Here is a 26,802-nt window from a genome sequence, read left to right as displayed (position 1 = left end):
CAAGACTTAGCGAGTGGTTACCTCGGTAGCTGCGAAGAAGTACGAGATTTCACGAGCAGCGGCTGCTTCGGAATCGGAACCGTGAACAGCGTTGGCGTCGATGGAGTCAGCGAAGTCAGCACGGATGGTGCCGGCAGCAGCTTCTTTAGGGTTGGTAGCGCCCATCAGCTCACGGTTCAGAGCGATGGCGTTTTCGCCTTCCAGAACCTGAACGACAACCGGACCGGAGATCATGAAAGCAACCAGGTCGCCGAAGAAACCACGAGCGCTGTGCTCAGCGTAGAAACCTTCAGCTTCGGCCTTGGACAGCTGCTTCAGCTTGGAAGCAACAACGCGCAGACCGGCTTTTTCGAAACGAGTGGTGATCTCGCCGATTACGTTCTTTGCAACGGCGTCAGGCTTGATGATGGAGAAAGTACGTTGAACAGCCATGGTGAAACTCCAGAAACAGTGATTGAAGCGAAAAATTAAACCCGCGAATTATACGCGGGTTCTGGTGTATTGCCTAACTGCGTAAGTAACCGAACGTCAATCCGCCTCGTCCTTCCATGTGGTCTGGATCGCTTCGAGGACCTTCTCCCCGCCACGATCGCGCTCATCATCGAATTCAGGGAGCGCCATGACCAGATCACGCAACTTTACGAAGTTCAGAGAAAAAGGATCGGTATCCGGGTACTTTTCAGCCAGCTGGATAGCGATTTCCTGCACATCGACCCATTTGAGACTCATGAGCGTTCCTTGAATCAGTGCGGCGCTTCGGCGGCGTGGTTGAGCGAGTATTTCGGTATTTCGACGGTCAGGTCTTCCGTGCCGACAATTGCCTGACAGGATAGACGCGAATGCGCTTCCAGGCCCCAGGCTTTGTCGAGCATGTCTTCTTCCAGCTCGTCGGCCTCATTCAGCGAATTGAAACCCTCGCGAATGATGCAGTGGCACGTCGTGCACGCACAGACGCCGCCACAGGCACTTTCGATCTCGATGTGATGCTCATGAGCAAGCTCAAGGATAGACGTACCGGTTTGCGCCTCTACAACCAGCCCGTCCGGGCAGTGCTCGGCGTGGGGCAGAAAAATCACCTGCGGCATCAGTTATTCCTCAATCTCATTCAGGTTGCGCCCAGCCAATGCGGCTTTTACCGTCGAATCGAGTCGGCGGGCAGCAAATGCATCGGTTACCTGCGACAGACGCTTGGTCTGCTGCTCGATGGCATGACCATCGGTGCCGTGCATCAATTCACGTAATTCGTCCATTTGCAGGTTGATGACCATGCGTTCTTCTTCATCGAGAAGACGCTCGCCATCGGCATCCAGCGCGCCCTGAACGGCTTCAAGCAGGCGCTCGGCGTCCACCTGATGCTCGCGCAGCACGCGGGCCACCTTGTCATCACCGGCGTATTCGAAGGAGTCCTTGAGCATGCGAGTGATTTCGCCGTCGGTCAGACCATACGAGGGCTTGACCTGAATGCTCGCCTCGATGCCCGATCCCAGCTCACGCGCAGAAACGCTCAGCAGACCATCGGCGTCTACCTGAAAGGTGACACGAATCTTTGCCGAGCCTGCCACCATCGGCGGTATGCCGCGCAATTCGAAGCGCGCCAGCGAGCGGCAATCGCTGATCAGCTCACGCTCGCCCTGCAGCACATGAATCATCATGGCCGTCTGACCATCTTTGTACGTCGTGAAGTCCTGACCGCGCGCCACCGGAATGGTCGTGTTGCGCGGAATGACTTTCTCCATCAGCCCACCCATCGTCTCCAGCCCCAACGAGAGCGGAATCACATCGAGCAGCAGGAGTTCTTCGCCGTCGCGCTTGTTACCGGCCAGCGTATCGGCCTGGATCGCGGCCCCAATGGCTACCACTTGATCCGGGTCAATCTCGGTCAACGGCTGACGACCGAATAACTCGGCAACCGCTTCACGCACACGCGGCACGCGAGTCGATCCGCCAACCATGACCACCGCCTCGACCTCTTCCAGCTCGATACCGGTGTCACGCACCGCACGGCGGCAGGCTTTGAGGCTGCGAGCAACCATAGGCTCGATCATGGCGTCAAACGCTTCGCGCGTCAGCGCACCCTGCCATTCCCCGTAGGTCACGTCGACAGAGGCAGCATCAGTCAGTGCCTCCTTGGCCGCGCACGCTGCCTGCAACAGGCTGCGCTGGGCAGAAGGCGCCAGATCGGCAGACAGGCCCGCTTCGGCGACGATCCAGCTGGCAATCGCGTGATCGAAATCATCGCCACCCAACGCGGTGTCACCGCCGGTGGCCAACACTTCGAACACACCGCCCGTCAGGCGCAGAATGGAGATATCGAACGTGCCGCCACCCAAATCATAAATGGCGACCACACCTTCGGCATTCTGATCCAGGCCATAAGCGACCGCAGCGGCGGTGGGTTCATTGAGCAGGCGCAACACATTAAGGCCAGCCAGTCTGGCAGCATCTTTGGTGGCCTGACGCTGAGCATCATCGAAGTAAGCGGGAACGGTGATGACAGCACCCACCAGTTCGCCACCCAGTGTCGCTTCGGCACGCTGACGCAGCACTTTAAGGATGTCGGCAGACACTTCCACCGGGCTTTTCGGCCCCTGGACGGTCTCGATGAAGGGCATGTGCGACTCGCCACCCACGAAGCGGTAAGGCAGTTGCTCACCCAATTGCTTCACGTCGGTCAGCCCGCGCCCCATGAGGCGTTTGACCGACAGCACGGTGTTGAACGGATCTTGAGAGGCCGCAGCTTTCGCCGACTGCCCCACTTCGACACGGTCAGCGTGGTAACGGACGGCGGAAGGCAGGATGACCTGACCTTCTGAGTCGGCCAGTGGCTCGGACAGGCCACTGCGCACTGCAGCGACCAGAGAATTGGTAGTGCCCAAGTCGATCCCGACAGCCAGACGGCGCTGATGCGGTTGAGGACTGAGGCCGGGTTCGGCGATCTGCAGTAAGGCCATGCGTTTTCAGAATAATCACTGGGCGTGCGGCCGGGGCAGCACGGGGTTAATCGTCGAGGCGCTCTTCTAACTGGCGCACTTCGTGAGAAAGCTTGTCGAGAAACTGCATGCGCCGCATCAACCTTTCGGCCTGCTCGCGTTGTGCAGCGTCATTCCAACAGGCAGCGAAGCTCTGGTTCAGTTCATCCTGAGCCACCTTGAGCCGACGTTTGAACGTCGCAACCCCGGCAAGATCAGCTTCATCCTGCAGGTCCTCAAGCTCTTCGCGCCATTGCATCTGCTGCAGAAGAAAATCAGGATCATGCACGGTGACCTCAAGAGGCACCTCGTTGCCATTCATGGCCAACAGATAACGCGCCCTTTTTGGGGGGCTCTTGAGGGTCTGATAGGCTTCGTTGAGGCTCGCAGAGCGCTCCAGCGCCGTGCGTTGCTCGCGCTCGGAAGCATCGGCAAAACGGTCTGGATGGACGCCACGCGCCAATTCGCGATAACGCGTCGCCAACTGGTCGAGATCAAGCTGAAAATCGGGCTTGAGCTCGAACAGAGCGAAGTGACAAGGAGTACCCACGATAGAAAGCCTCAGACGTTGAAGCTTTCGCCGCAGCCGCACTCACCGCGCGAATTGGGGTTGTTGAACTTGAAGCCTTCGTTCAACCCTTCCCGAACAAAGTCGAGCTCGGTGCCATCAAGGTAGACCAGGCTTTTCGGGTCGATAATCACCTTCACGCCGTGCATTTCGAACACGGTGTCTTCGCTGGCCGCCTCATCGACGAACTCGAGCACATAGGCAAGACCTGAACAGCCTGTGGTGCGAACACCCAGACGGACGCCATCACCCTTGCCGCGCCCCTCAAGGGAACGTCGCACGTGGTTAGCGGCAGCTTCTGTCATGCTGATAGCCATCGGAACTCCTTACTTGTCGCAAGCTTTCTGAAAAAGGACTGCTTACAGCAGGCCTTTCTTCTGCTTGTAGTCGCGAACGGCCGCCTTGATAGCGTCTTCGGCGAGTACCGAGCAGTGAATCTTTACCGGCGGCAGTGCCAGTTCTTCAGCCAACTGAGTGTTCTTGATGGTCTCTGCTTCGTCCAGAGTCTTGCCTTTCATCCACTCGGTCGCCAGGGAGCTGGAAGCGATTGCCGAACCGCAGCCGTAGGTCTTGAACTTGGCATCTTCGATGACGCCTTGCTCGTTGACCTTGATTTGCAGACGCATCACGTCGCCGCACGCCGGAGCGCCGACCATGCCGGTGCCAACATCAGGATCTTCCGCGTTCATCTTGCCGACGTTGCGGGGATTCTCGTAGTGGTCGATGACCTTTTCGCTGTAAGCCATGATTCTGTTCCTCTCACATCAGGGAGCCGCTCTTCAGGCCGCGCCAGCAAGTGCTGACAACGACCTGTGTTGGAGGCGACTTTAAATTAGTGCGCCGCCCACTCGATCTTGGAGATATCGACGCCGTCTTTGAACATGTCCCACAGCGGCGAAAGCGTACGCAGCTTGGTAACGGCCTCGCAGACTTTCTGCGCGGCATAATCGATTTCTTCTTCGGTGGTGAAGCGGCCGAAGGTAAAGCGGATCGAGCTGTGCGCCAACTCGTCGTTGCGGCCCAGGGCGCGCAATACGTAGGAAGGCTCGAGCGACGCCGACGTACAGGCAGAACCGGAAGATACCGCCAGGTCCTTGAGCGCCATGATCAGCGACTCGCCTTCAACGTAGTTGAAGCTCAGGTTCAGGTTGTGCGGTACGCGGGCAGTCAGGCTGCCGTTGACGTAAAGCTCTTCCAGATTCTCGACCTGCTTGTAGAAACGATCGCTGAGCGCTTTGATGCGCACGTTTTCAGCGGCCATTTCTTCTTTGGCGATGCGGAACGCTTCACCCATGCCGACGATCTGGTGGGTCGCCAGCGTGCCGGAACGCATACCGCGCTCGTGACCACCGCCGTGCATGGCGGCTTCAAGACGAACACGCGGCTTGCGGCTCACGTACAGCGCGCCGATGCCTTTTGGACCGTAGGTTTTGTGGGCAGAGAACGACATGAGGTCAACCTTGAGGCTGGCCAGGTCGATTTCAACCTTACCGGTCGATTGAGCACCGTCAACATGGAACAGCACGCCACGCGAACGGGTCAGCTCACCGATCGCCGCGATGTCGTTAATGGTGCCAATCTCGTTGTTCACGTGCATGATCGAAACCACGATGGTGTCGTCACGCAGTGCAGCTTCGATCATGGCCGGGGTGATCAGACCGTCTTCGCCCGGTTCGATGTACGTCACGTCAAAACCTTCACGCTCCAACTGGCGCGTGGTGTCCAGGACGGCTTTATGCTCGACCTTGGAGGTGATGATGTGCTTGCCCTTGCTGGCGTAGAAGTGAGCAACGCCTTTGATCGCGAGGTTGTTGGACTCGGTGGCACCGGACGTCCAGACAATTTCACGTGGGTCGGCGTTGACCAGATCAGCGACCTGACGGCGGGCGTTCTCGACCGCTTCTTCAGCCTTCCAGCCAAAGACGTGGGAGCGCGAAGCCGGGTTGCCGAAGTTTCCTTCGACCGTCAGGCAATCGATCATTTTCTGCGCTACACGCGGATCGACCGGGGTCGTCGCGGAGTAATCGAGGTAAATCGGCAATTTCATTGAAGCTCTCCTATCAGGCAGGCGCACCGCTCATTCATCTGCGTTCATTCAACGGCGGACGTTTCAATCTTACCCAGTTGCGACGTATTGCAATGGCTACGGCGCATATCCTGGCGCTGAGCGACTTCTTGTACCTCACGGCGAGTGACAAGATCCGCCAAGCTGATACCGCTTAGAAATTCGTGAATCTGCTGGCTCAGGTCGCACCACAAATGATGAGTGAGACAGGTGTCGCCAGCGTGGCAATCACCCAGCCCCTGACAGCGTGTAGCGTCGACCGACTCGTTGACCGCGTCGACTACCTGAGCCACCTGGATACCTTTCATATCGCGAGAAAGCTGATAACCGCCGCCGGGGCCACGAACACTGGAAACCAGGTTGCCGCGACGCAGCTTGGCGAACAACTGCTCGAGATAAGACAGGGAGATGCCCTGTCGCTCGGAGATATCGGCCAGAGACACTGGCCCGTTCTGCGCGTGCAAGGCCAAGTCAAGCATGGCTGTTACAGCGTATCGGCCTTTTGTAGTCAGTCGCATGGCGTGTACCGCAGAGGATCGGAATGAGCGTAAGTATGCTATTCCCGAGTAAATGAGTCAACTATTAGACCGAGTAAAACAGTCGGGATTAGCAAAAAGCGCGGGCTGCATCATAGCAAACGTGCTGCGTAATGACACGCCGCAACCCCTTGCCCTGCCTAGTCGACCTTCTGCTCGGCAACCTCTTCGCGCTTATCCTTGACGCAATCGAAGACCTCATCGCGCAGCTCAGGCAGATCCTTGGCGCGGTAGTCGCTGCCCAGCCGACTGAGGGCTCCGCACATACCTTCAAGACGCCCATCCACAGCCTGCAGATGATCGAGCAGTTGGCCGATGGCCCGCGCAACCGGGTCCGGCATGTCGGCACTGACGCCGTACGCGTCGAAACCCAGCTTCTCGGCCATCGCCTTGCGCTTGGCTTCGGTCTCAGCGTCCGACTTGACGATGATGCGACCCGGAATACCCACCGCCGTAGCCCCGGCAGGCACCGCCTTGGTCACGACCGCGTTGGAACCGATCTTGGCGCCAGCACCGACGGTGAACGGGCCGAGCACCTTGGCGCCCGCACCCACCACTACGCCGTCTTCGAGCGTCGGATGGCGCTTGCCCGCGTTCCAGCTGGTGCCGCCCAGGGTCACGCCCTGATAGAGCGTCACGTCATTTCCGATCTCGGCAGTCTCACCGATGACGATACCCATGCCGTGATCAATAAAGAAGCGACGACCGATGCGCGCCCCTGGATGAATTTCGATCCCGGTCATCCAGCGTCCAAAATTGGAAACCACACGAGCCGGCCATTTCCAACCCCTACCCCACAGGATGTGTGCGAAGCGGTGCAGCCAGATGGCGTGCATGCCCGGGTAACACGTCAGCACGTCGAACGCATTGCGCGCAGCCGGATCACGATGAAATACGCTTTGAATATCTTCTCGCAAACGCTCGAACATTACTGATCCTTCCGCTTGTAGGGCTCACCGCGTGCAGCTTTCTGCGTTTCGGTCAGAACGCCGCGCAGAATACTGAGTTCGGAATGCTCAACCTCGCTGCGCCCGTAAAGCCTGCGCAGGCGCGCCATCAGATGTCGGGGCTTTTCAGGATCAAGAAAACCAATGGCGACCAGCGTCGCTTCCAAATGAGCGTAGAAACCTTCCATTTCGTCCATCGTCGCCAGTTCGGCGTTGTGCGCCATTTTGGCGGGCTCATCATGAGCGGGCTGCCGGGAAGCCGCCAGCCATGACATGCGCACTTCGTAGCTGAGGACCTGCACGGCAGCAGCGAGATTCAACGAGCTGAAACCGGGATCCGACGGGATATGCACATGAAAATGGCAACGCTGCAGTTCTTCATTGGTCAACCCCGCGTGCTCGCGACCGAATACCAAGGCGACTTCAGCCCCCTGCCCTGCCTGCTCGACAACCTTCACGCCCGAAGCGCGAGGGTCAAGCATCGGCCACGGCAGACTGCGATCACGGGCACTGGTGCCGAGTACCAGACGGCAACCCACCAGCGCTTCTTCAAGGGTGGCAACGACCTGCGCGCCCTCAAGAATATCGGTGGCCCCGGATGCACGGGCATCGGCATCGGGCGACGGAAAGATCCGCGGATCGACCAGCACCAGGCGCGAAAGCCCCATGTTTTTCATGGCGCGAGCCGCCCCGCCGATATTTCCGGGATGGGTAGTGCCGACCAGGACAACACGAATGTTCTGCAACAAAGCGAACGCTCACTGACGCGAATTAGGGGGGCAAATCTTACAGAAACGACCCGATTAACGCTATGAACCTGTTGAAGCCAGGCGACCTTTGGCCTATGACAGGCACGATGGGAAACGCCCTGAAACCCGACAACCGTTACAACGCAAGGCTGGAAATAATTCGACGCACCCCATAGAATGGCCGGCTCTCTTTAACAACCTTAGGTGAATTGTCCATGCAGCCCATGCTGAATATCGCGCTGCGCGCCGCCCGCAGCGCCAGCGAATTGATTTTCCGCTCCATCGAGCGCTTGGATACCATCAAGGTCGACGAAAAAGAAGCCAAAGACTACGTTTCAGAGATCGACCGTGCTGCCGAACAGAGCATCATCACCGCTCTGCGCAAAGCCTACCCGACCCACGGCATTCTGGGTGAAGAAAGCGGCATGCACGAAGGCAGCGGCGAAGGCACCGACTACCTGTGGATCATCGATCCACTGGACGGCACCACCAACTTCGTTCGCGGCATTCCGCACTTCGCGGTCAGCATCGCCTGCAAATACCGTGGTCGCCTTGAACACGCTGTCGTTCTCGACCCCGTCCGCCAGGAAGAATTCACCGCCAGCCGTGGCCGTGGCGCAGCCCTGAACGGTCGCCGTCTGCGGGTCAGCCAGCGCAAGAGCCTGGAAGGCGCTCTGCTGGGCACCGGCTTCCCTTTCCGCGACAACCAGATGGACAATCTCGAAAACTACCTGGGCATGTTCCGCAGCCTGGTTGGCCAGACCGCAGGTATCCGCCGCGCAGGCGCTGCCAGCCTGGACTTGGCCTATGTCGCAGCCGGCCGTTTTGACGCATTCTGGGAGTCGGGCCTGTCCGAGTGGGACATCGCTGCAGGCGCTCTGCTGATTCAAGAAGCAGGCGGTCTGGTCAGCGACTTCACAGGCGGTCACGACTTCCTGGAGAAAGGCCACATCGTTGCTGGCAACACCAAATGCTTCAAGGCCGTACTGACTGCAATCGCACCGCACTTGCCGCCTTCGCTCAAGCGCTAAGCGACAGACGTAAAAAAACCGGCGAAAGCCGGTTTTTTTTATGCCTTGCAGAAACTCAGTTGACTTACTGGGCCTGGCCCAGAACCAGCTGACCATTCTTGTCGACAGGAATCTGATTGCCTGGATCGCGATCCATACGGACCTGACCCACTTTCTCATTCAGCTTGTACTTCACGTTGTAACCCACAACCTTGTCGCTCACGTCGTTGACTGTCGTGCAACGATTCTGCGTGGTGGTGTAAGTATCACGCTCCTGCATGCCTTCCTGAACCTTGTTACCGGCATAACCACCACCGACTGCACCTGCAACGGTTGCGATCTTCTTGCCGTTACCACCACCGATCTGATTACCCAGCAAACCGCCAGCTACAGCACCGATGACGCTACCCACGATCTGATGCTGGTCCTTGACCGGCGCCTGACGAGTAACGGTTACGTCCTTGCAAACTTCGCGGGGGGTTTTGATCTGCTGGTTGATCGGCTCGACAGCCAATACATCCGCATACTCAGGACCACCCTTGACCAGGCTATAGGTGGCAACGGCACCGCCAGCAGTTACAACAGCAGCACCTAATACAACACCAACAAGCATAGACTTGTTCACGTGAACCTCCTGACCCAATCGAAACGCAGCATGACTGCGCAATGCCTAGCCTTGGAGCATAAAAAAAGGCGCGAGTTCATCACTCGCGCCTTTTTTATGACGGCCGGCTATTAAGGCAAGTCATCTGCCTTCTCAACCACGACCGGAGGAATCAGATCCTCAGTGGTCAGGTTCAGCCAGATCAGCACCACGTTGGCGATGTAGATCGACGAGTAAGTACCCGCCAGCACACCGATGAACAACGCGATGGAGAAGCCTTCCAGACTGTCGCCACCGAACACCCACAACGCCACGATCGCCAGCAGCGTGGAGATCGACGTTGCCATAGTGCGCAGCAGTGTCTGCGTCGTGGAGATGTTGATGTTCTCGATCAACGACGCTTTGCGCAGCAGACGGAAGTTTTCACGCACCCGGTCGAACACCACGATGGTGTCGTTCAGCGAGTAGCCGATGATCGCCAACACCGCCGCTAACACCGTCAGGTCGAAGGTGATCTGGAAGAACGACAGGATACCCAGCGTCACCACCACGTCGTGGATCAACGAGACGATGGCACCGACCGCAAACTTCCACTGAAAGCGGAACGCCAGATAGATCAGTACGCCACCGAGGGCCAGCAGCATGCCGATACCGCCCTGGTCGCGCAGCTCTTCGCCGACCTGAGGACCGACGAATTCGACGCGCTTGACCACCGCAGGATTGTCAGCACCCGACTTGCGCAGCGCTTCTGCCACTTGAGTGCCCAGTTGCGGGTCTTCACCCGGCATGCGCACCAGCAGGTCTGTGGTCGCACCGAAGCTCTGTACCACGGCATCGTGATACCCGGCCTCGACCAGTTCCTGACGGACCTTGCCCAGATCGGCCGGACGCTCGTAGGTCAGCTCAATGAGCGTACCGCCGGTGAAGTCCAGACCAAAGTTAAGCCCTTTATGGAACCAGCTGAACAACGCCAGTGCAGTAAGGAGCATGGTAATGGCGAACGCAACGTTGCGAACGCCCATGAAGTTGATGGTACGTTTCATGGCAGCCCCTTAAATCCACAACTTCTTGAAGTCACGCCCGCCATAGATCAGGTTGACCATTGCGCGGGTCACCATGATGGCTGTGAACATCGAGGTAAAGATCCCGAGCGACATGGTCACCGCAAACCCTTTGACGGGACCGGTGCCCATCGCAAAGAGAATGCCGCCGACCAGCAGCGTCGTCAGGTTGGCGTCGAGGATCGCCGTGTAGGCACGATCGAAACCTTCACTGATTGCACGCTGAACCGTCATCCCGTTGGCGATCTCTTCACGTATCCGCGAGAAGATCAGCACGTTGGCGTCCACCGCCATACCCATCGTCAATACGATACCGGCGATACCCGGCAGGGTCAGCGTTGCGCCCAGCAGCGACATCAGCGCCAGCAGCATAACCATGTTGAAGGCCAGCGCCACGGTCGCGATCAGACCGAAGAAGCGATAGATGGCCATGATGAACAGCGACACGAACAGCATGCCCCACAGGGAAGCGTGGACACCCTTGGTGATGTTGTCAGCACCCAGGCTCGGACCGATGGTGCGCTCTTCAGCAAAATACATCGGCGCCGCCAGACCACCGGCACGCAACAGCAGCGCCAGCTCGGACGACTCGCCCTGACCGTTCAGGCCCGTGATACGGAACTGGCTGCCCAGTGGCGACTGGATGGTCGCCAGGCTGATGATCTTCTTGTCTTCCTTGAAGGTCTGGACCGGCACGTCTTTCTCGACGCCGTTGACCATCTGCTTGGTGTAGGTCGTGGTCGGACGCTGTTCGATGAAGATCACCGCCATGCTGCGACCCACATTGCTGCGGGTTGCACGGCTCATCAGCTCGCCACCGTGACCATCAAGGTTGATGTTCACCTGTGGACGACCATGCTCGTCGAAGCTCGCCTTGGCGTCGGTCACCTGATCACCGGTGATGATCAGACCACGCTCCACCGCCGCTGCCGGACGTCCGCCTTCACGGAATTCGAACATCTCGGTGGTGCCCTTCGAATCTTCCGGACCTGCGCCCAGACGGAATTCGAGGTTGGCGGTCTTGCCCAGGATACGCTTGGCTTCGGCTGTGTCCTGCACGCCCGGCAGTTCAACCACGATGCGGTTGGCACCCTGACGCTGGACCAGCGGCTCGGCCACACCCAGTTCGTTGACCCGGTTACGCACCGTGGTCAGGTTCTGCTTGATGGAGTATTCGCGAATCTCGGCCAACTTGGCCGGCGTCAGCGCCATGCGCAGCACGGGAATCCCGTTCAGCTCGGCAGGCGTGATTTCGAAATCGGTAAAGGTCTTGCGCACCAGCGCACGGGCCTGCTCGCGCTCTGCGTCGTCGGTAAAGCCCAGCTGAATCACATTACCCAACTGCGGCAGGCTGCGATAACGCACCTTTTCCTTGCGCAGCAGCGTTTTGACTTCGCCTTCGTAAACCTTCAGACGGGCATCGATCGCCTTGTCCATGTCGACTTCCAGCAGGAAGTGAACACCACCGGACAGGTCGAGGCCGAGTTTCATCGGAGTTGCGCCAACGTTACGCAGCCAGTTCGGCGTGGTGCGAGCCAGGTTCAGCGCAACGACATAGTCATCACCCAGCGCCTTGCGCACGACATCCTTGGCCGGCAACTGGTCTTCCTGCTTGCTCAGACGCAACAAACCGCCTTTGCCATTCTCAGCCAGAGAAGAAGCCTTGACCGAGATCCCGGCATCGGTCAGCGCCTTGGCTGCACGATCCACATCTGCCTGAGTGACCTGCAACGCAGTACTTGCGCCACTGATCTGAATGGCCGAATCGTCAGGGTAGAGATTGGGTGCGGAATAAATAAAACCGACCACCAGCACCGCCAGGATCAGTACGTATTTCCACAGAGGGTATTTGTTCAGCATCACGCCGCCCGCTTAAAACGCGGGGCGCCTTGCGCGCCCCGTCGATGGGTAAAAGTTGGTACTCAGATCGCTTTCAGGGTGCCTTTAGGCAGAGTGGCTGCGATTGCGCCTTTCTGGATTTTCAGCTCGACGGTGTCGGAGACTTCGATCACGACAAAATCGTCGGTCACTTTGTTGATCTTGCCCGCGATACCACCGCTGGTGACCACTTCATCGCCCTTCTGCAGGTTGCCCAGCAGGTTTTTCTGCTCTTTGGCGCGCTTGGCCTGTGGACGCCAGATCATCAGATAGAAGATGACCAGGAAGCCAACCAGGAAGATCCACTCGAAACCGCTGCCCGCAGGACCGGCAGCCGGTGCAGCAGCATCCGCGAAAGCGGGAGAGATGAAAAAGCTCATGTGTCGCTCCAAGTTACATAATTAGTATAAAAAAGCAGGAAAAACTCGTTCTGTTTCAACCCAGAGGCGGCGTTGGGAGTCCGCGTTTGGCATAGAAGGCATCGACGAAGGCGGCCAATGTACCCTGTTGAATAGCCTCGCGCAAACCAGCCATAAGCACCTGGTAGTGCCGCAAATTGTGGATCGTATTGAGCATGCTCCCCAGCATTTCGTTGCACTTGTCCAGGTGATGCAGATAAGCGCGCGAGAAGTTCTTGCAGGTGTAGCAATCGCAGGTCGGGTCCAGCGGCGAATTGTCATGCCGGTGAAACGCGTTACGGATTTTCAACACGCCGGTATCGATGAACAAATGGCCGTTTCGGGCATTGCGGGTCGGCATCACGCAGTCGAACATGTCGACACCGCGCCGAACACCTTCGACCAGATCTTCCGGCTTGCCTACCCCCATCAGGTAACGGGGTTTGTCTGCTGGCATCTGGCCCGGCAGGTAATCCAGCACCTTGATCATCTCGTGCTTGGGCTCGCCCACCGAGAGGCCACCGATGGCCAGACCATCGAAACCGATCTGGTCCAGACCTTCCAGCGAGCGCATGCGCAAGCTCTCGTGCATGCCGCCCTGAACGATACCGAACAGCGCGGCGGTATTCTCGCCGTGAGCGATCTTGGAACGCTTGGCCCAGCGCAGGGACAGCTCCATCGAAATGCGCGCCACGTCTTCATCGGCCGGGTAAGGCGTGCATTCGTCGAAGATCATCACGATGTCCGAACCTAGATCACGCTGGACCTGCATGGACTCTTCAGGGCCCATGAACACCTTGGCGCCATCGACTGGCGACGCGAAGGTGACGCCCTCCTCCTTGATCTTGCGCATCGCGCCCAGGCTGAACACCTGAAAACCGCCGGAGTCGGTCAGAATCGGCCCCTGCCACTGCATGAAATCGTGCAGGTCTCCGTGGCCCTTGATGACCTCAGTACCGGGACGCAGCCACAGGTGAAAGGTGTTGCCCAGAATGATCTGCGCGCCGGTGGCTTCGATGTCGCGTGGCAACATGCCCTTGACCGTGCCATAGGTGCCCACCGGCATGAACGCCGGGGTTTCGACCACGCCACGGGGAAAGGTCAGGCGACCGCGACGGGCCTTGCCGTCGGTGGCCAACAACTCGAAAGACATACGACAGGTGCGACTCATGCGTGATCCTCTGGTACCGATTCCTGTGGGGCCGTCGGCGCGGGATTGCGGGTGATGAACATCGCATCACCGTAACTGAAGAAGCGGTAACCCTGCTCAATGGCGGCGGCGTAGGCGGCCATCGTCTCGGGGTAACCGGCGAACGCCGAAACCAGCATCAACAGCGTGGATTCGGGCAAATGAAAATTGGTCACCAAGGCATCGACCACATGAAACGGGCGGCCTGGGTAGATGAAGATATCGGTGTCGCCGCTGAACGGCTTCAGCACACCATCACGCGCCGCGCTCTCCAGTGAACGCACGCTGGTGGTCCCGACAGCAATCACCCGCCCGCCCCGCGCACGGCACGCCGCCACGGCATCGACCACGTCCTGGCCGACTTCCAGCCATTCGCTGTGCATGTGGTGATCTTCGATCTGCTCGACACGCACCGGCTGGAACGTCCCCGCCCCGACATGCAGCGTGACGAACGTCGTCTCGACGCCCTTGGCGGCAATCGCCTCCATCAGTGGCTGATCGAAATGCAGACCTGCCGTCGGCGCGGCCACGGCACCGGCACGCTGGGCGTAAACGGTCTGATAACGCTCGCGGTCCGCGCCTTCGTCCGGGCGGTCTATATAAGGAGGCAATGGCATGTGCCCGACACGGTCGAGCAGCGGTAACACCTCCTCGGCGAAACGCAGCTCGAACAACGCGTCATGGCGCGCCACCATTTCGGCCTCGCCACCGCCGTCGATCAGGATCGATGACCCCGGCTTGGGCGATTTGCTGGAGCGCACGTGGGCCAGTACACGATGGCTGTCCAGCACGCGTTCGACCAGAATTTCCAGCTTGCCGCCAGAAGACTTCTGCCCGAAAAGACGCGCAGGAATGACGCGGGTATTGTTGAACACCATCAAGTCGCCCGGGCGCAGATGCTCGAGCAAATCGGTGAATTGACGATGTGCCAGCTCGCCGCTCACCCCGTCCAGGGTCAACAGACGACTACTGCGACGCTCGGCCAGCGGGTGACGAGCAATCAGGGAATCCGGGAGATCGAAGGTAAAGTCAGCGACGCGCATGATGGGGTTCGTTTAGCAGGGCCGGGAAGTTTATCCGGTTTGACGGAATTAGTAAAAAACCAACGCAAATCCCTGTTGACCAACGGAGAACTCATCCCTATACTTCGCCGCCATTGAGCCCTGATGGCGGAATTGGTAGACGCGGCGGATTCAAAATCCGTTTTCGAAAGAAGTGGGAGTTCGATTCTCCCTCGGGGCACCACCAAATTGAAGAAAGACCTTGATTCTCAAGGTCTTTTTTTTCGCCTGGCGTAAAGTTGGCGTAATGGTGCTGAGGAAAAGGGATCAATCACACCTCACGGTCCATAGTTGATCCAGCCTGGTTGTGAAGCTTTGGCTCATCATCTCCCGGCGCATGGCCCACTCCGGATTGGTCGGCACGCTTCCCGTGCGTAGTGTTCCCCTGCCCCAGCGAGTATTGATTTCGTCCAGCACGCTCATGACCTTCTCTGCAGCCACAGGCTGAGAAGCCGCGAATAGGTCGTCCGTGAATTCACCGGGCTGGCGAAGATCCAGCAGCAGAACCTCTGCCTTGCTGTACTTGAAGCCCGACCTGAACAGACGATTCACCGCTTCTGTTGCAGCCTTCGTCATTAACCGCACGTCGTTAGTGGGATAAGGCAGTTCAACCAACGCACCATTGGCGTACTTGGCCTCTTCCGGATTGAACATGCCAGTACGAATGCTGACGCGGATTTTCTTGCACAGGGAATTCTGCGAACGAAGCTTTTCAGCCGCCCGCTGTGTGTAAGTGGCCACCGCCTCTTTAATAGGCTCGATGGCGGTCAGCCGCTGGCCGAACATCCGACTGCAGCAGATCTCCTGCTTGGGCGGCGCAGCCTCGCCCAGCTCCAAGCATGGAATACCGGCCAGCTCACGGGCAGTCTTTTCAATGACGACGCTGAACCGGTCACGCAAGGTCCGCGCATCGGCAGTGGCCAGATCCATTGCCGTGCGGACGTTCATCGCCTCCAGATGGGCTTTCATCTTTCTGCCCACACCCCACACTTCAGACACCGCCGTGTTGCGCAGCACCCAGTTCCGCTTATGCAGGTCACAGATATCGACTACTCCACCGGTCTGAGCCAGCAGGCGCTTAGCAGTGTGATTCGCAAGCTTGGCCAGGGTTTTGGTCGGAGCGATACCCACGCCGACAGGGATTCCAGTGCATTTAAGGACAGAGGATCTTATGCGACGACCGAACGCTGTGAGATCTCCAGGGATACCGGTCAGATCCGCAAATGCTTCGTCGATACTGTAGACCTCAGTGGCCGGAACCATCGACTCGATGATCGACATGACGCGCTCGCTCATGTCCCCGTAAAGCGCGTAATTGCTGCTGAACACCTTGATGCCGTGCCGACGCAGCACATCCTTGATCTGAAAGTAAGGAGCGCCCATTTTCACAAACGGCTTGGCATCGTAGCTGCGAGCAATGACGCACCCGTCGTTGTTGCTGAGCACGACGATAGGAGTCTTCTCCAGGTCCGGACGGAAGACGCGCTCGCAGCTCGCATAAAAGCAGTTGCAGTCGATCAGCGCGAAGACCGGGTTAAACCTTTCCAAGACGGTGCAGATTGAAATTGACTACGCCCCAGATGACCAGGTTGTCACCCTCCAGAATGTGCCGAGTCGGATACGCGCCGTTTTCCGACTTGAGCATCACCACTCCGTCCTTCATGTAGAGCCGCTTGCACATCGGATCGGAGTTATTCAGCGCTGCCACCACAACTTCCCCATGCTCAGCGTCGCGACTGCGGTCGACGACGATCAGATCCTGATCGTAGATCCCAGCCCCTACCATACTGTCTCCGAGGATCTTCGCCAGGTACACATGCGGCGCACGCACCTCAGCCATTTCATCGAGAGACACGTGTTTCTCAATGTAATCGACGGCAGGGGAAGCAAATCCTGCTGGCACCTGAAACGAGTACAACGGGAGTTTGACACCCCCTTCAGACAGTGGGCCGAGAATGACTACGCTCATGGGAAAGACCTTGTGGTTAAGAAGCTGTATGCATATACAGTTAACTCTGTGGTCTTTGCGCGGTCAATCGTAAGGACGGGCATTTTCGACGAATGACATCAGAGGTGACATCATGTGCGGACGGTATTCGATCTACGAATCTATGGACCACTACCTCAAGGAGCTTGCGCCAGAGCAGTTGGTCATCAACAGATATGACCTTTGGCCTATCGAGCGATACAACGTCGCCCCATCAACCCGCGTCGAGATCATTCGTCCAACCGAGCAGGGCCTGAGCGTCGACAAAGTGCGTTGGGGATGGGCACCGTTCTGGGCCAAAGGCAAACGTCCGCCGCCGATCAATGCGCGTGTCGAAACCGTGATGACCGGGAAGTTTTTCAAAGAGCTGTGGCCGAATGGGCGAGCACTGGCTCCAGCCAATGGGTGGTTTGAGTGGGTTAAGGATCCGGACGACCCGAAGAAAAAGCAGCCGTACTACATTCGACTCAAGAGCCAGAAGCCGATGTTTTTTGCGGCGCTCGCCCAGGTTCATTCAGGGCTTGAGCCTAATGAGGGAGATGGGTTCGTGGTCATTACTGCGGAGAGTGATTCGGGGATGGTAGACATCCATGACCGGCGCCCCGTTGTACTGTCACCCAGCGATGCACGAAGATGGATCGAGCCAGGACTTAACGCGTCAACGGCTGAGGAAATTGCCCGAAACGCCTGTAGGCCGGTAGCTGACTTCGAATGGTATGCGGTTGGAAAAGCAGTCGGCAATGTCAGAAATCAGGGCATTGACCTCATTCGCCAATCAAAATGAGCTAATTCGCCGATGGGCCAGCATACGCTTGAAGGTAGCCATAGAGTTTAGATTCTCACTCCAACAGCCGAAGCCTGCGTATCTTGATTTTCAGAAGGTTCTGTATCTTCAGATAGGTTCTGTATCTTCAGATAGGTTCTGTATCTTCAGATAGGTTCTGTATCTTCAGAAGGTTCTGTATCTTCAGATAGGTTTTGTATCTTCAGAAGGTTCTGTATCTTCAGATAGGTTCTGTATCTTCAGAAGGTTCTGTATCTTCAGATAGGTTTTGTATTTTCAGAAACTTTCAAACTTTCAGAAAGGCAATCAACTTGGGATAGCTTACCAAACTCAGCCAGGAGATGCCTTCCACCAACCAAAGATATCTATTGGTACTAAAAGGTACTATCAGCTACCAGAAGATACCGTCTTAGAGCCAAACATTGGTTCGACGAACTCGCTCGTGAGAGACTGCTTGGACCTGTGCAAACACCCAAAGACCTTATAGATAGGGCCTTTCAAGGACGAAAGCAAACAGCTAGGTGTCTCGCCACAAGAAATTTCCGATTCGGAAAAGTGGTGTTCTGCAGACACAATTAGCGAAATAGTGAATCTCCAGATCCTCAATTCCACACCCCGCCTTCACATATAAAACAAAAAGATGCGTACAGGACTATTGACGAGACATCATTAGACAAACTAGAGTGCAAGTACACTGCACCAGCACACTCAGACCGCATATAGCGATCAAACTTTTTTGACAATCTTAAAAGCGGGTTTGCTTTGGCACATGTGTAAGAAAGCTGTTTGTTGAGAGGTAGAGGGGATGGAGTTGCAGCTCCACCCCCCCTTGAGGCTGACAGCGCAAAGTGTTAACCCGGTGACGCTTTGCCCCGCTCTACTGTGCTGTCCACAACGATGCAACGTTAGCACACAGGATCGGAGAGACCAACACCGGCCACACCTCCTATGGAGATTAGGGTATGGACCCCAAAATCGAGCTTTTGGTAGCGCTCATCTACCTAGCTATTGAGCTGATCAGGATTGTTCAGAACTGGTGCTAACAAAAAACCGGTGGAGCATCAGCTCTGCCGGTTTTCCACCTCATCTAAAACAGCCGACCCAAGGGGTCGGGCTTCCAGTTCATTACGATCAACTCACCGGTAACGGGGGCTTTGCCTTTTCGTTGGTTTGGAGTCGTATAGCGAATGTCCAGCATCTCAAAATGGAACCCGCTGAATGCTCGCCGGATATCAGGGTGATCATTGATGCTCACCATCACCTTCCCCTTACACCTTCGCATGAACTCAGCCATCCGCTCGTAATTCTCAAACGGAAAATCCACACCATACCCAGCCGTCTGCCAGTAAGGCGGGTCCATGTAATGGAACGTATGAGGCCGGTCATACCGCTCAGCACACTCAAGCCACGGCAGATTTTCCACATACGTACCCGACAAACGCTGCCAGGCTGCAGACAGGTTTTCCTCGATCCGCAGAAGGTTGATGGCCGGGCCAGTTGTCGCAGTGCCGAAAGTCTGCCCGCTGACCTTGCCAGCGAAGGCGTGGTGCTGCAGGTAGAAGAAACGGGCGGCGCGCTGGATGTCGGTGAGGGTTTCGGGGCGGGTCATCTTCTGCCACTCAAATACCTGGCGCGAGCTGAGTGCCCATTTGAACTGGCGTACAAATTCTTCTAGGTGGTTTTGGACGACGCGGTACAGCGTGACCAGATCCCCGTTGATGTCGTTCAAGACCTCGACGGGGGCAGCCTGGGGACGCATGAAGTAGAGGGCCGCACCGCCAGCGAATACTTCGACGTAGCATTCGTGGGGTGGGAACAGCGGGATGAGACGGTCGGCCAGGCGGCGTTTGCCGCCCATCCAAGGGATGATGGGTGTGGACATGAGTAGCAAGACCTTTACTGTATGCATGAACAGGTGCTAGGCTCACCGCGCTTTGTGCACGAAGCGAGAGCCTTGGCTGGACTTGCAGGGGTATTCTGCGGGAACGGCGATCAGCCGGGATGTTGACGCATCCAGGCTGGTCGCTCTTTTGTTTGCTGCTGCTTTCGTAACGAGTGCTATGGCAAAAATTTCAGGGCTCGCTGGTAGATATCTTCACGATCCTTCAACCCGTTCGTGCCTCCGTTAATGCGCTTCGTGATCAACAAAAAGTCAGATTTGTCAGCGAGCGCATTCAAGCTTGCTCGGTGCCAGAACCACCCAGCCGACATCGCAGCGTGTTGCGGCTCCTCAAGCAGCTCAGGGTGCGCGAGCAGATCAAGGCCAAGCGCTTCACCACACGCGGCATAGTTCGCCCGGCCCGTGATTTGAATAAGCCCCCTGCCCCGATACAGCTGGCCATCGTCATCATCTTCCGGAGTATTGCCGAGACGCTCAGCGAGCCGCCCCGTATCGTACTTGTCCAGATAACTGTCACTGCCCAACTCACGCACGTAGCGAAGCTGGCCGGACTCGTGGCCGATCTGCGCAAGGAACGCGGCGATGCGCAATTTGGTAACGATGCCGTACTTGCCCATCGCAACGTTTAGGGCAGGAACAAAAACGCCAGCTCGGGAGCTGGCGTTGGGGAGTATCTGCAGCAACTGCTGCGCGGTAATCGACATGCGTGTTCTCCTGATGAGTGTGTGGTGACTTGACCGGTCAGAGCTGTACGACCTTGACCGGTTTTTTCTCTTTCTTTTTCTTACCCTTCGCCTTGGCCTTGCCGGACTTCCCGCCGTTGCACTCAACCGTCGTGGTCCAACCCGACTGGGTGAAGACCTGTTCAACCGAGTCGACCAGGTACTCGCCATCAAGGCCGACCTTAAAGTCCACCGCACTGATCATTCGCTCTGCGAACAAGTCGGTACGGCCTGCCATTTCAAGGCGAACGCCCGCCGTACTACGGTTGAATGCAGCGAGGCGCGCTTTGGCAGCCTGCTCAGCGGCAGACTTGTTGGGATGGATATGACGGTCGGTATGAACAGCCGGGAGGCCAGCGGGGGACTGGTCGTTTCTCAACTCGACGACCTGCAGCTTCCCGGTCTTCTTGTCCTGATGCTTGGCCTGAACGGCTTTCTGCGTGGTTTTATCGCTGAGACGAAACTGCCAGCGCGCCACATCAGCACGGCGGATCGTTACGACGCCAAATGCCTTGCCGCTCGCGCTGACGCCTTCCTGACGCGGGAGCACAAGCAGTTGGCCGTCCGCAACTTTTGCGGTGCAGTCATACTTCTTGGCCACCCGTGTGATGAAGTTGAAATCGGATTCGTCGAGCTGATCGATTCGTGGCACTTTTGTAGTCACGGTACAGACCGGTTTCCAACCATTACGCGCAGCGATGTCACTGACGATTTGCTGCAGGGTGACGTTTTCCCAGCTACCAGATCGTGTCGTGCGTCCGCTGCCGCGCATATCGCTGGCCTTGCCGCGTATAACCAGCGTATCGGGCGGACCTGACGCCTCGATGTCGTCCACGGTGTAGAGGCCAAGCCGAGTGAGACGATGCCCTTCGTAACCCAGATAAATCTCGATGCCTGCACCACGCGCAGGCAGTGAGACAGCACGATCCCTGTCGTCAATGCGCAACTCAAACTCGTCTGACTCCATGCCTGGCTTATCGCTCGTGCGAAGGAGCAGCAGCCGGTCGTTGATCAGCGCCGTAATATCGTTGCGGTCCGCAACAATTCGGAATACCGGTTTCATGAGACCTTCTTATAGCCATGACACGACATGGCGGATTCACTAGAATCCGCCGCCGAATATAAATAAGGATGGAACGTTGAAAAGGACTACCGGAATGATCCTGCTCGTGCTGGCCGCTGGCTCAGTGCAAGCAGAAAAGAAACTTGAGGTGATTGACCTCGCACCCGAGCATGTCAGCGCCGAGGACAAAGCCAGAGGCCAACGCTATCTGGAAGCACAAGACGCCGCAGCAAAGATTCCAAAAGCGGACGCTATGGATTTCATCGTCAGACTAAACAGCGCAGTCGAGGATGGACATGCTCTGGCCAAGTCGGGAACCATGAACGGCACCCAAAGCCGCAACCAGGCCATCGCCCTGAACAAGCTTCAAGATGAAGGCGCGAAGTTTGGAACGGTTTTTACTCCATTCGCAAAGTGCAATACAGCTTCCATTGAGGCAGCAACATCATGGCAAGGTCTGATTGGGAGCAATGAGAAGTTGTTCGTCCAGTCTCATCAGTCCTATTTGCAAGCCGCTATGGAATGCATCAAGGCAGCGAGCTAACCCCACAACTGAATCACTTCATCGGTCTGGGTAAGCAAATCCGGCAATAAAATCTGCACCCCAGCCCGAAAAGGTTGGGGTTCATCTGCCAACCCCTGATTGGCATCCAGCACGGCCTCAACGCTACCGCTCAGGTGGCCGTAATACTGCTGACACAGCGTGTCCAGCAGATCCCCGTCAGACGTTCTGCAGATCGTCGCCATAGCTCACAAACTCCAGTGAAAAGCCCTGCTTGCGAGGGATGCCCCCGGCCAGCAGGTTGCTCTGTTCCTCATCCACGCTAAGCAGGCACCAGTTGCCCAACACCTCGCCGTAACCCGTGGTCAGGCTCAGCGGTTGTAGATTGCGTCCCATGCTGCGCAAGGTGTCCAGCTGCTTGAGCCCGCCCTTGAAGCCTGGGAAAATTGCGCCTTTCAAACTGAGCTTGTCGTCACCCAGACCGACCGCCTGCTGGGCAATGCTGCGTGTCAGACGTTCTTGGCCTGCCCAGCGAAACGCGGTCTGTCGTCGCAACTCGTCAAACGCCGCCGTGTCCAGGTTGAAGTAGTACGGCTGGGCCTCGGGCTTGAGCGGCTGGACGATCAACAAATGTGGAAACGGCTTGACCGCCTCCGGCGCAGGCGTGGTCTGTGTTTGGAAGCTGCCAGTCGGCACGATATTGCTGAGCGCGGGGCTAACACTCCCGGCTGCCCGGTTGATTGCAGCACCGGCCTTCGATGCCTGTTCCTTTAATGTCCCCATGCGCTCCTGTACCTGCGACATCGCGGTGGTGGCCTGCCCGTACATCGACACCACTCTGCCAACCGTGGACTGGGCGACGTTGATGCCACGCATGGTGCGCTGCAGCTTCGCGCCGATGGCAGGACCAATGAACGGAATGTTCTCAAGCTCCGAGGCAGCACCGGTCATATCGCTGATGGCCCCATTCAAGGGTCCAAGCATGCCGTCCAAGCTACGGCGCCCCACCTCGCCAGCGGATACCAGGTACTTCAAAGAAGACTGGAGTTGTTCTGCATAAGCCATGACCTTTCCTCACCCCACGTGTGGGGCATCAAACAGTTGACGGGCTGCAGCCTGGCGGCTGAACTCTTCGAACTGACGCTGGAGAAACGGAGCGATTTCACGCGCCAACTGGGCCGGGTCCTTCACATCGCCCTGTACGCTAACGGGCATGTGTGGCGAGAAGGTGAATTGCTGGTCGACCTTGGTGGACTCGGGCTTGGCCTTCTCGGACGCATTGACGATAGCGGGCAACGCCAGCGGCGCAGGCGTCGCTGCGGCCATCGCTTTGACGACATCACCAGGCATCGCAGCGGGCTTGGCTTCCCCTGCCTTGTCGGCAACAGCCTCGGCCTTCTCATCCGAACCAAACAACGCTTTGCCCAGAAAGCCGCCGATGCCCTCACCGCCCATGCCGCCCAGAAACGCACCGACCGCACCGCCGATCGCCGTGCCGATCACCGGCACGATGGAGCCGATTGCAGCACCCGCCGCGCCACCTGCCAACGCACCGGCCAATCCTCCGGCAGCACCACCGTAGCCTTCCGCTTTCTCGTCCTGGGTCCCGGCGTTCTGATAGGTGTCCAGAGCCAACATCCCGGCATCCAGAAATTTCCCACCGGGGACCAGCTTGGCAACACCGCCCAATTTTCCTGCGGCACCGGCAAGACGTGCCAGTCGGCCCGCCGCAGGAGGTGGCACGGGCGGGCTCGGCGGTATCGGTGGTCGAGGAGGACCTGCGCGTCGACTGCCCGCGCCGCCGCTAGCAGCACCGCGGCGACGGCTGCGCCGTGAACGACGCTGATCTCCCGGCCCACCGGCACCAGCACCGCCGCCGATGGCATTGGCGTTGACGACGAACACCTTCTGCGGCTCCGAACTGCTGCGCGAGCTACCGGCACCGTCCCCGTCGTTGCTGGCCTCGCCGAAGATATCGAGCAGTTTCAGCCCGGTTTCGACAGGATCAAACCCAGTCTTACCGCCCTCCTCTGCCTCATCCCCATCATCAGTGCTGTCCTTGCCGTCAGCGCCCGGCTTGTCCTTATCCTTACCCTTTGGCTTGTCTTTGCCCTTGAAGGCTTTGAGACCAGTCTCAAGCAATCCTTTGACGGCACCCACCTTGCCCTCGGGCTTGTCGTTCTTGTCGCCAGAATTGGTGACATAGACTTTCTGAACCTTGTTCGGGTTGCCGCCGAGCGACCCGCGCCCCAGATTGAGCAGCCCCTTACCGATTTTGAAAGCACCCGCCGCTGACTTGAGCGCCACCAGCCCTGCGCCTACAGCGGTGATGGCCAGCACCACAGGTTGGGACGTGTCAGAAAGCGCTGTGAAGCCCTTGGCCGTTGCCGTGATGCCTTTGGCGACAGCGTCGGTAACGGGACGAATCGCATCACCGACGCTACGCATCGAATCATTGACCGCTTGGAACGTCTCGGCCCAGATCTGCGACGACGCACCGCGGCGCTCGGCGAGGTTCTTGTCGAGGATTCCGGAGGCGTTCTGTGAATCCTTTTTTAACTGGTCGTACAGGGCACGGTTCTGCGAGTACGCCGTCAGCGCGGCTTTGACCTGCATGTCGGCAAAGAGGTCGCCAGTGCGCAGAGCCTGCTCCAGCGAGTCCAGCATCTCCTTGGCCTTGGCCGGATCAGCCTCTTTGCTGATTTTCTCCGTGGCATCCTTCATCTTTTTGGCTTTCGCCGGGTCGGTCTTCTCAATGTAGTGCTGGGCCAGCGCGAAGCTGGACTCCAGCGTCGACATCCCTTTCTGGATGCCGGTGTTCAGGGAGCCCTGATAATCGATACCAACGTCCTTGTACGACTTCACCACGTCGGTGGAGCCGATCTTCTCCATCCAGTTCTTCAGGTTGTTGGCTGCCTCATCTGAGCCGCCAGCCGTTTTCATCTGAACCTGAAGCATCGCACCGAGCTGGCTCACCGAGTCCATTCCGGTCACGCCCAGCTTGCCCATGCCCGCAAGTAACTGCGGGAACCAGCGCGCCATGTCGCTGGCCTCAAAGCTACCTGCCTGCCCCTGCATGGCGACCGCCTCGAGGGCTTTCTCCATGATCTTGGGATCGGTGATCTTGGCATTCTGCTGCAGCGCCTGGATCATGTTGGCCGTATCGGTGCCGCTGGCACCCTGTCCGACAGCGAACTTGGCCGCCACCGGCGCATAGGACAACGCCTTGTCCAGGCTCATACCAGCGCCGACCAGCTTGTTGACCAGGTCGGCCACCTCGTTGCGGGCCATACCGGTGTCCTGCGAAGTCTTGATCACCGAGGTGGTCAGCTCCGCTTCCTGTGGCTTGTTGGCCACACCGGCCTTGATGGCGATGTCCCGAATGATCGCCTGATAGTCGGCACTGATTTTGGTCGGTACCGCCAACGCTCCGACTCCGGCGACGGCGGTGCCGATCCCGGACCTGAGCTTGGCTTTGCCTTCATCGATCTGATGATGCCCCTTGACCTTGAGGTCCATGCTTCTGGCCACACGGTCAAGGGACTGGTATTCCTGCCTGAGTTTGCCGACCTGAACACCCTGTTTGCGCAGGGTATCGAGGTTGCCTTCAAGCTTGCGCAACAACCCGGAGGCCGATGCGGCACCAGTGTCGTGCGCCTTCTTCCACTCGTCACGAAGGCGCATCGTTTCGCCAATCGTGTTCCTCAGCACCTTGGCCTGATTGCCGCGCTGCTCCAGCTTCTTGATGCGGTTTTCAACGGTGTTGAATGCCGCACCCACGGTCGGACTGACAGCGCCGCCAATCACCAGGCCCAGCGCCAGATTGTTCGCCATCATTCACCTCTGATGTTGGGATGGGCTCAGTCCGTGAGCCACCAGATCATGTCCGAGAAAGACATGGACATGATTTCCGCCGAAGAAAAACCTAGCTCTTTGGCGAGCCGCTTCGCCGCGAGCCTTTGCAGCGCGGGATCAAAGCTCGTCGTCGCGCACCAGGCGAAAATAACCGGCCTGCAGGCGGCTGTAGTCTTTGAGAGACAGCCCTTCCAGATCGCGGACGCCCATCTCTGCCAGAGATGCGAACAGGTTCAGTTCACGTTGTTCGTCATCGCCATTGGCAGCTGCCTGGGCCGTGCGCACATCGCGTACTGTCGGGGCACGCATGGTGATGCTGTCGACCTGAACGCTGTTGACCTCCGCAGGTTTGGTCAGCTTTACCGAAACGTTCTCGGCAGTCAGGGTCATCCACTTCGGGTTGGTATTTACTTGGGACACAGAGTTTTCCTTCTATCAGAGGCCAAGGGCCGAACGTTCTGCAGCGAGCTGGTCCACACCGTCAATGACGCGTTTCATACCCAGCACATCAATCTCGTAGATCAGACGGCCATCCACTTCCAGCTTGTAGTAAGTGAGCGCGACGGCGTGTTTGATCTCGGACTTGTCACCGGCCTTCCAGTCCCCCATGTCGACCTCTTTGAGTCGGCCACGCTGGGTCACCACCACCGGGGTGATCTTGCCCTTGAGCCCCTTGAAAGCACCGCGGAAAACACCGTTGAAAGCGGTACCGTCAGCGAGGCCGAAGAACTTCAGCGACTCACGGCGCACGCCCGTGGTGGTGAAGTTCGACTCCTGCTTTTCCATGCCCATGTCCAGTTCGACCGGCGCATCCATACCGCCACCACGATGCTCTTCGGTCTTGAGCGTCATCTTAGGCAGGGTCAGGCTGGGTACGTCGCCCTGAAAGCTGACACCGTCCACGAACAGGTTCAGGTTGCTCAGTGTTTCGGGAATCATTGCCATCGTTGCAGC

Annotated in this window: 30 protein-coding genes and 1 tRNA gene; 4 read left to right on the top strand and 27 right to left on the bottom strand. The window is 57.9% G+C overall.

Annotated elements, in window-relative coordinates:
- Window positions 1-6: 6 nt before the first annotated feature.
- The 11 genes from ndk to trmJ all read right to left on the bottom strand — a co-directional run bounded on the left by ndk (window position 7) and on the right by trmJ (window position 7,834).
- A complete protein-coding gene (gene ndk, locus ALP40_RS14490) occupies window positions 7-432 on the bottom strand; it encodes a nucleoside-diphosphate kinase (RefSeq protein ID WP_007916882.1) in 426 nt (141 codons plus the stop codon).
- A 96-nt stretch (window positions 433-528) separates the two neighbouring features.
- Window positions 529-729 (bottom strand): Fe-S cluster assembly protein IscX, encoded by a 201-nt coding sequence (iscX, locus tag ALP40_RS14485; RefSeq protein WP_122208925.1) that lies wholly within the window; start codon window positions 727-729, stop codon window positions 529-531.
- A gap of 14 nt (window positions 730-743) precedes the next feature.
- Window positions 744-1,085 (bottom strand): ISC system 2Fe-2S type ferredoxin, encoded by a 342-nt coding sequence (fdx, locus tag ALP40_RS14480; RefSeq protein WP_122208924.1) that lies wholly within the window; start codon window positions 1,083-1,085, stop codon window positions 744-746.
- A 3-nt stretch (window positions 1,086-1,088) separates the two neighbouring features.
- Window positions 1,089-2,951, bottom strand: coding sequence for a Fe-S protein assembly chaperone HscA (gene hscA / locus ALP40_RS14475; RefSeq protein ID WP_122208923.1), 1,863 nt, complete (start codon window positions 2,949-2,951; stop codon window positions 1,089-1,091).
- Window positions 2,952-2,997: 46 nt separating this feature from the next.
- Window positions 2,998-3,519, bottom strand: a complete 522-nt coding sequence (gene hscB, locus ALP40_RS14470; RefSeq protein WP_122208922.1) for a co-chaperone HscB — start codon at window positions 3,517-3,519, stop codon at window positions 2,998-3,000.
- 11 nt (window positions 3,520-3,530) lie between these two features.
- Window positions 3,531-3,854 carry an iron-sulfur cluster assembly protein IscA gene (iscA, locus tag ALP40_RS14465; RefSeq protein ID WP_003365093.1) on the bottom strand — a complete coding sequence of 108 codons (324 nt, stop codon included), beginning with the start codon at window positions 3,852-3,854 and terminating at the stop codon, window positions 3,531-3,533.
- A gap of 42 nt (window positions 3,855-3,896) precedes the next feature.
- On the bottom strand, window positions 3,897-4,283 hold the full coding sequence (gene iscU / locus ALP40_RS14460) for a Fe-S cluster assembly scaffold IscU (protein ID WP_002552476.1): 387 nt from the start codon (window positions 4,281-4,283) through the stop codon (window positions 3,897-3,899).
- A gap of 86 nt (window positions 4,284-4,369) precedes the next feature.
- Window positions 4,370-5,584: an IscS subfamily cysteine desulfurase gene (locus ALP40_RS14455; protein ID WP_122208921.1), complete on the bottom strand. Its 1,215-nt coding sequence runs from the start codon at window positions 5,582-5,584 to the stop codon at window positions 4,370-4,372.
- Window positions 5,585-5,628: 44 nt separating this feature from the next.
- A complete protein-coding gene (iscR, locus tag ALP40_RS14450) occupies window positions 5,629-6,120 on the bottom strand; it encodes a Fe-S cluster assembly transcriptional regulator IscR (RefSeq protein ID WP_004878734.1) in 492 nt (163 codons plus the stop codon).
- 158 nt (window positions 6,121-6,278) lie between these two features.
- The gene (gene cysE / locus ALP40_RS14440; protein ID WP_122208920.1) at window positions 6,279-7,067 is read right to left on the bottom strand and encodes a serine O-acetyltransferase; all 789 of its coding nucleotides are present in this window, start codon (window positions 7,065-7,067) and stop codon (window positions 6,279-6,281) included.
- A complete protein-coding gene (gene trmJ, locus ALP40_RS14435; RefSeq protein WP_122208919.1) occupies window positions 7,067-7,834 on the bottom strand; it encodes a tRNA (cytosine(32)/uridine(32)-2'-O)-methyltransferase TrmJ in 768 nt (255 codons plus the stop codon). Before trmJ ends, cysE begins: the two co-directional genes overlap by 1 nt.
- 215 nt (window positions 7,835-8,049) lie before the next feature.
- Here trmJ and suhB point away from each other — a divergent pair, with 215 nt between their 5' ends.
- Complete coding sequence (gene suhB / locus ALP40_RS14430) at window positions 8,050-8,865, top strand: inositol-phosphate phosphatase (RefSeq protein ID WP_004878727.1); 816 nt, start codon at window positions 8,050-8,052, stop codon at window positions 8,863-8,865.
- A 64-nt stretch (window positions 8,866-8,929) separates the two neighbouring features.
- Here suhB and ALP40_RS14425 read toward each other — a convergent pair whose 3' ends face one another.
- The 6 genes from ALP40_RS14425 to queA all read right to left on the bottom strand — a co-directional run bounded on the left by ALP40_RS14425 (window position 8,930) and on the right by queA (window position 15,017).
- A complete protein-coding gene (locus ALP40_RS14425) occupies window positions 8,930-9,469 on the bottom strand; it encodes a glycine zipper 2TM domain-containing protein (protein WP_122208918.1) in 540 nt (179 codons plus the stop codon).
- 110 nt (window positions 9,470-9,579) lie between these two features.
- A complete protein-coding gene (gene secF, locus ALP40_RS14420; protein WP_122208917.1) occupies window positions 9,580-10,491 on the bottom strand; it encodes a protein translocase subunit SecF in 912 nt (303 codons plus the stop codon).
- Between the two features lie 9 nt (window positions 10,492-10,500).
- Window positions 10,501-12,369, bottom strand: coding sequence for a protein translocase subunit SecD (gene secD / locus ALP40_RS14415; protein ID WP_122208916.1), 1,869 nt, complete (start codon window positions 12,367-12,369; stop codon window positions 10,501-10,503).
- Between the two features lie 62 nt (window positions 12,370-12,431).
- On the bottom strand, window positions 12,432-12,767 hold the full coding sequence (gene yajC / locus ALP40_RS14410) for a preprotein translocase subunit YajC (RefSeq protein WP_002552468.1): 336 nt from the start codon (window positions 12,765-12,767) through the stop codon (window positions 12,432-12,434).
- Window positions 12,768-12,822: 55 nt separating this feature from the next.
- Entirely contained in the window at window positions 12,823-13,938 is a 1,116-nt protein-coding gene (gene tgt, locus ALP40_RS14405) for a tRNA guanosine(34) transglycosylase Tgt (protein WP_122208915.1), read from the bottom strand.
- A gap of 14 nt (window positions 13,939-13,952) precedes the next feature.
- The gene (gene queA / locus ALP40_RS14400; protein ID WP_122208914.1) at window positions 13,953-15,017 is read right to left on the bottom strand and encodes a tRNA preQ1(34) S-adenosylmethionine ribosyltransferase-isomerase QueA; all 1,065 of its coding nucleotides are present in this window, start codon (window positions 15,015-15,017) and stop codon (window positions 13,953-13,955) included.
- Window positions 15,018-15,134: 117 nt separating this feature from the next.
- Here queA and ALP40_RS14395 point away from each other — a divergent pair.
- Window positions 15,135-15,219, top strand: a tRNA-Leu gene (locus ALP40_RS14395).
- An 83-nt stretch (window positions 15,220-15,302) separates the two neighbouring features.
- Here ALP40_RS14395 and umuC read toward each other — a convergent pair.
- Window positions 15,303-16,583 carry a translesion error-prone DNA polymerase V subunit UmuC gene (gene umuC / locus ALP40_RS14390; RefSeq protein WP_122208913.1) on the bottom strand — a complete coding sequence of 427 codons (1,281 nt, stop codon included), beginning with the start codon at window positions 16,581-16,583 and terminating at the stop codon, window positions 15,303-15,305.
- Window positions 16,570-17,004 carry a LexA family transcriptional regulator gene (locus ALP40_RS14385; protein WP_004881169.1) on the bottom strand — a complete coding sequence of 145 codons (435 nt, stop codon included), beginning with the start codon at window positions 17,002-17,004 and terminating at the stop codon, window positions 16,570-16,572. The genes umuC and ALP40_RS14385 overlap by 14 nt, the downstream gene beginning before the upstream one ends.
- A gap of 112 nt (window positions 17,005-17,116) precedes the next feature.
- On the opposite strand from ALP40_RS14385, the gene ALP40_RS14380 reads away from it, so the two are divergent.
- Entirely contained in the window at window positions 17,117-17,806 is a 690-nt protein-coding gene (locus ALP40_RS14380; protein WP_122208912.1) for an SOS response-associated peptidase, read from the top strand.
- Window positions 17,807-18,893: 1,087 nt separating this feature from the next.
- Here the strand turns inward: ALP40_RS14380 and ALP40_RS14375 are convergent.
- From ALP40_RS14375 to ALP40_RS14365, 3 genes are all read right to left on the bottom strand, one after another.
- Window positions 18,894-19,688, bottom strand: a complete 795-nt coding sequence (locus ALP40_RS14375; RefSeq protein WP_122208950.1) for a DNA adenine methylase — start codon at window positions 19,686-19,688, stop codon at window positions 18,894-18,896.
- A 176-nt stretch (window positions 19,689-19,864) separates the two neighbouring features.
- Window positions 19,865-20,410: a glycoside hydrolase family 19 protein gene (locus tag ALP40_RS14370; RefSeq protein WP_122208911.1), complete on the bottom strand. Its 546-nt coding sequence runs from the start codon at window positions 20,408-20,410 to the stop codon at window positions 19,865-19,867.
- 37 nt (window positions 20,411-20,447) lie between these two features.
- Entirely contained in the window at window positions 20,448-21,491 is a 1,044-nt protein-coding gene (locus tag ALP40_RS14365; protein ID WP_122208910.1) for a phage late control D family protein, read from the bottom strand.
- Between the two features lie 94 nt (window positions 21,492-21,585).
- Here ALP40_RS14365 and ALP40_RS14360 point away from each other — a divergent pair, with 94 nt between their 5' ends.
- Window positions 21,586-22,035 carry a hypothetical protein gene (locus ALP40_RS14360; RefSeq protein WP_122208909.1) on the top strand — a complete coding sequence of 150 codons (450 nt, stop codon included), beginning with the start codon at window positions 21,586-21,588 and terminating at the stop codon, window positions 22,033-22,035.
- Here ALP40_RS14360 and ALP40_RS14355 read toward each other — a convergent pair.
- From ALP40_RS14355 to ALP40_RS14335, 5 genes are all read right to left on the bottom strand, one after another.
- Window positions 22,032-22,238 (bottom strand): tail protein X, encoded by a 207-nt coding sequence (locus ALP40_RS14355; protein ID WP_122208908.1) that lies wholly within the window; start codon window positions 22,236-22,238, stop codon window positions 22,032-22,034. The two genes, ALP40_RS14360 and ALP40_RS14355, sit on opposite strands and share 4 nt — an antisense overlap.
- Entirely contained in the window at window positions 22,213-23,058 is an 846-nt protein-coding gene (locus ALP40_RS14350; protein ID WP_183136044.1) for a phage tail protein, read from the bottom strand. The genes ALP40_RS14355 and ALP40_RS14350 overlap by 26 nt, the downstream gene beginning before the upstream one ends.
- A gap of 9 nt (window positions 23,059-23,067) precedes the next feature.
- Window positions 23,068-25,827, bottom strand: a complete 2,760-nt coding sequence (locus ALP40_RS14345) for a phage tail tape measure protein (protein ID WP_122208948.1) — start codon at window positions 25,825-25,827, stop codon at window positions 23,068-23,070.
- Between the two features lie 138 nt (window positions 25,828-25,965).
- The gene (locus ALP40_RS14340) at window positions 25,966-26,238 is read right to left on the bottom strand and encodes a phage tail assembly protein (protein ID WP_183136046.1); all 273 of its coding nucleotides are present in this window, start codon (window positions 26,236-26,238) and stop codon (window positions 25,966-25,968) included.
- Between the two features lie 45 nt (window positions 26,239-26,283).
- The gene (locus ALP40_RS14335) at window positions 26,284-26,793 is read right to left on the bottom strand and encodes a phage major tail tube protein (RefSeq protein WP_004881137.1); all 510 of its coding nucleotides are present in this window, start codon (window positions 26,791-26,793) and stop codon (window positions 26,284-26,286) included.
- Between the last annotated feature and the right edge of the window lie 9 nt (window positions 26,794-26,802).

It is taken from the genome of Pseudomonas viridiflava (genome assembly GCF_003702045.1).
In the GTDB taxonomy this organism is placed as follows: Bacteria; Pseudomonadota; Gammaproteobacteria; order Pseudomonadales; family Pseudomonadaceae; genus Aquipseudomonas; species Aquipseudomonas viridiflava_C.
This window is presented reverse-complemented; position numbering and strand designations above follow the sequence as displayed.